The sequence below is a fragment of the Aeromonas simiae genome, assembly GCF_000820125.1.
In the GTDB taxonomy this organism is placed as follows: Bacteria; Pseudomonadota; Gammaproteobacteria; order Enterobacterales; family Aeromonadaceae; genus Aeromonas; species Aeromonas simiae.
Map to the genome: position 1 here is coordinate 1 of NZ_CDBY01000097.1, position 4,150 is coordinate 4,150.

General features: G+C 61.5%; 3 protein-coding genes. 1 reads left to right on the top strand and 2 read right to left on the bottom strand.

Features of this window, described 5'->3' with window-relative positions; genetic code table 11:
* Positions 1-13: 13 nt before the first annotated feature.
* Positions 14-541, top strand: coding sequence for a Kiwa anti-phage protein KwaB-like domain-containing protein (locus BN1134_RS19495; RefSeq protein ID WP_084214868.1), 528 nt, complete (start codon positions 14-16; stop codon positions 539-541).
* Between the two features lie 110 nt (positions 542-651).
* Here BN1134_RS19495 and BN1134_RS18535 read toward each other — a convergent pair whose 3' ends face one another.
* Together BN1134_RS18535 and BN1134_RS18540 are read right to left on the bottom strand one after the other, a co-directional pair.
* Positions 652-3,444 carry an FAD-binding and (Fe-S)-binding domain-containing protein gene (locus BN1134_RS18535; protein WP_042049021.1) on the bottom strand — a complete coding sequence of 931 codons (2,793 nt, stop codon included), beginning with the start codon at positions 3,442-3,444 and terminating at the stop codon, positions 652-654.
* A complete protein-coding gene (locus BN1134_RS18540) occupies positions 3,444-4,088 on the bottom strand; it encodes a LutC/YkgG family protein (RefSeq protein ID WP_042049023.1) in 645 nt (214 codons plus the stop codon). Before BN1134_RS18540 ends, BN1134_RS18535 begins: the two co-directional genes overlap by 1 nt.
* Between the last annotated feature and the right edge of the window lie 62 nt (positions 4,089-4,150).

The following is a 4,150-nucleotide window of genomic DNA, read 5'->3' on the forward strand; positions in this document are numbered from 1 at the left end:
CTAATCATGGGTAATCAGGTCGGGGAAAGGCGTTTTTTTTACCACCCATAAAACCCGAGTTGTAAAAATGACAGATGATGTTTTGAGACTAAACAACAATTTTATCTTTGCTAAAATAGGGCAAAGCTATTTAATAAACAACATTAATGCATTTGAGAAAGAGTTAGGGTTTGACAAAATAATACATACTAAGGCAGAGCAATACTCTTCAAGTATTGAATCACGTGGCCTTGTCCATAATTTAGAAAAATTTAATAAACGGCTAAAGAATGAGACTCACTTTGCAAGGAAATTTGTCAAGGTTTTCAAAAACTCAGCTGTTATCGAGCAAGAATTATCTAACGAAGAAATTATCTCATTCGCTATGAGTAAATCTTTCTATGAAAATAAGCTCAAGCTAACGGCAGATGGGAATCAGTTTGACTTAAATAGCATACAGCGCTGCTCTTATTTTCTACAGTTATTAGATGATGAGTTTTTGAAGTCAGAATTAACAGGAATGAATTATATTGCCAGAGCAAAAGATAGAGCGAGCTCTTAGTTCTGATGAATTCAGTATTGATGTGCAACTCCCATATAAAAAGCTACCTTGCATAACTGTTTTAGTTTTAAAATAAGCCCCCTGACAGAATATATTCTGCCAGGGGTTATTTATCTCGCCGCCTGATCCACCAGATAGAGGATGCTGTGATAGGGAATGCCGGCGTGCTGGCTGAGCCCCATCTCGCAGGTGCGGCTGTTGCTGAATCCCTGCCGGCAATCCTTAGGCACCTGAGCGGGCAGGCAGGCCAAGGCGACGGCGTTAAGCTCCGGGGTCATCAACCCCTTGTCGCCGGCAAAGCCGCAGCACTGGATATGCTCAGGGACGATCACCTCGCGGGCACAGGCGCGGGCCACCGCCAGCATCTTCTCCCCCAGTCCCATGCGCCGGCTGCTACAAGTGATATGGAGCATCACGGTCTCATCAATCGGAACAAGGTCGAGATGGGGCAGCAGGTGTTCGAGCACAAAGGCGGAGGGCTCAAACACCCGAAGCCCCTTGCCGAGCGCCCCCGAGAGCAGCCGCTGCACGCAGGGGCTGGTGTCGAGCAGCACGGGCCAGCGGCCGGCTTCGCTTGCCTGCCACAGGGCCTCGGCCAGCTCATTACGCTTGGCCTGTGCCACCTCACTCATCCCCTTGCTGTCATAGGGCATGCCGCAGCAGAGCCCCTCAACCCCCGTCGGCACTATGACCCGGCAACCCGCTTTATTGAGCAGGGATAACACCACGTCCGGCAGTGACGGGGCTCCCTCCTGCTGGCCGAATACCCGGCTGGCGCACGACGGCAGATAGACCACAGCCCGCTCGCTGGATCCGCCATGGCTCCCCTCCCCTGGCGGCCAGTGATAGCGGCTCGGCCCCGGCAGGGTGGGCAGCCAGGCGGGCGTGCGCTGGCCGCTGAGCTTGCGCACGCTCCCCATCAATCCTGCCAGCGCTTTCTCCCCCAACAGCTTGCCGGCAATGGCTTTAAGGCCGAGGGCCCCACGGGCCGTGCGGGTAACGCCGGCGAAGTGATCGGCGCTCCAGCGGGCGATGGGCACGAAGCGCTGATATTTGTCTGTGCGCAGCTTCTTGATAAGACTGCCGGTGTTGATGCCCACCGGGCAGCGATCGGCGCACAGCCCCGTCGCGGCGCAGGTCTCCATCCCTTGATAGTCAAACAGCCGGGCCAGCTCGCGGGAGGGCTCATTGGCGCGGCCTCGGCGCGACAACTCGCGATAGAGCACGATACGCTGGCGCGGCGAGAGCGACAGGGTGCGCGAGGGGCAGACCGCCTCGCAAAAGCCGCACTCGATGCACGGATCGACGATGGCATCGCTCGCCGGCATGGGTTTGAGGTGGGCCAGGTGGGCGTTGGGGTCGTCGTTGATGATGACGCCGGGATTGAGCAGGCCAGCTGGGTCCAGCAGCGCCTTGATGCGGCGCATCAGCGCCATCCCCTCCGACCCCCATTCCAGCTCCACATAGGGGGCCATGTTGCGGCCGGTGCCGTGCTCGGCTTTCAGCGACCCGCCAAAGCGCACGGCGACCAGCTCGGCCACCGCATCCATAAAGGCGCCGTAGCGGGCCACCTGCGTCGGATCGTCAAAGCCCTGGGTAAAGACGAAGTGCAGGTTCCCCTCCAGCGCATGGCCGAAGATGATGGCTTCACCGTATTCGAAGCGATCGAACAGGGCTTGCAGCCCCGCCACACCCTCGGCCAGACGCTCGATGGGAAAGGCGACATCCTCGATGATGACGGTGGTACCGGTGGTGCGCACCGCCCCCACCGCCGGGAAGAGCCCCTTACGAATGGCCCAGAGCCCGGCGCTGTCGGTAGTAAAGGGCACAGAGGCGACCTGAGCGAACTCGGCGGCCATGGCCGTCACTTGCTCGCAGCGATCGACCAGCTCCTCTTTCGATTCCCCATGCACCTCGACCAGCAAGGCGCAGGCGGCCAAGTCCAGCTCTTTGATAAAGTCAGGCAGGCCGGGCTTGCCCGCCACCGAGCGAAGGGAGCGCCCATCCATCAGCTCCACCGCCGCCACCGGGGCACTTTTCAGGCGCGAGGTGGCCAGACAGGCCTGCTCGGCGTCCCGAAACACCAGCAGGGCCGAGGCCTTGTGGGGGTATTCGGGCACGGTGTCGAGCACCACCTCGGCGATAAAGCCGAGGGTTCCCTCCGAGCCAATCATCAGATGGGTGAGGATATCGATGGGATCTGCATGGTCGAGCAGGGCATTGATGGCGTAGCCGGTGGTGTTCTTGAGCCGGTACTTGTGGCGGATCTTGGCGGCAAGCTCGGTATTGGCCAGCACCTCGGCGCGCAGGGCGGCGAGCCCGGAGAGCAGCTCTGGGCGCTTGGCCGCAAAGGCGGCGCGGCTTTGCGGATCGCCGCTATCCAGCACGGTGCCATCGGCCAGCAGCAAGGTCATGGCGTGCAAGGTGTGATAGCTGTTGTGGGCGGTGCCGCAGCACATGCCGCTCGCGTTGTTGGCGGCGATGCCGCCGAGCTTGCAGGCGTTGATGGAGGCCGGATCCGGCCCAATCTTGCGCCCCAGAGGCGCCAGATAGCGGTTGGCATCGGCGCCGATCACCCTGGGTTGCAGGGCAATGCGCGCGCCATCGTCCAAAATGCGGTGGCCGCGCCAGCTGTCGGTCAGGGTGATGAGCACCGAATCGCTCAGGGCCTGACCCGAGAGGCTGGTGCCGGCGGCGCGAAAGGTGCACGGCAAATTCAATTCGCGGCACACCCCGAGCACGAAACGCACCTCATCGAGGGAGTCGAGGCGCACGATGCGCTCGGGCACCAAGCGGTAGAAGCTGGCGTCCGTGCCGTGGGCGAGCCGAAGATCCGGGTCAGTCACCAAGCGCTCCGGCGGAATGCGCTCAAGCACGGCGGCGTCAAATTGGCTCCAGCTCATCAGCAATCCTCCACCAGCACTACCAGCAGGCGGCTCGGGCCATGGGCGCCGTAGGCCAGGGTCTGCTGGATATCGGCGGTCTTGGAGGGGCCGGAGACCAGCAGCAAATTGGTGGGCATGGCCTGCTGCCAGCGCCCGGCATTCACCAGCCCCGCCAGGTTGTCGGCGATGGTGGAGGCCGCCAGCAGGGCGATATGGCAGGGGGGCACCAAGGAGAGGGTGCGCGGCTCGCCGCCATCGGGTAGCAGCACCAGCGTCCCGGTATCGGCGATGGCCCCCGCGCAGTGAGTGATGCCGGCCTGCATCTGATCAAACAGCGCTTCCTTCCAGCTGGCGAACTCGCCAGAGGGAGTCAACATAGAGCGCCCGGCGCAAGCGGCCAGGGCGGCCTCCTGCCAGCGGCCCCCCTGGCCGCAGGCCAACGTCTGAATCTGTTCCCCATCCAGCCAGGCAGCCAGATCTCGGGCCAGGGTCGCCTCCGTGACGGTGAGGATCTCGGCGTGGCTGGCGCAGATCATGCCAAGAAAGCGCTCGCGCCGCGCGCCGTCGTCTGCCCCGCGCCAGGGCTGCCAACCATGGGGAGCGTGAGATATGGGGGTCGCGGCGCCGCGCAGGCGGCTTAATATGGCCTCTTTGCTGGTCATCTCAGGACTCCTTCTTCTTCTGGCGCAGCAGGGCGTGCAGGCTCTGGGGGGCGGGTTGGGGG

Bases quoted from the DNA above. Each gene is read 5' to 3' on its own strand.
- BN1134_RS18540 (WP_042049023.1), bottom strand. From the start codon at position 4,088: ATGACCAGCAAAGAGGCCATATTAAGCCGCCTGCGCGGCGCCGCGACC.
- BN1134_RS18535 (WP_042049021.1), bottom strand. From the start codon at position 3,444: ATGAGCTGGAGCCAATTTGACGCCGCCGTGCTTGAGCGCATTCCGCCG.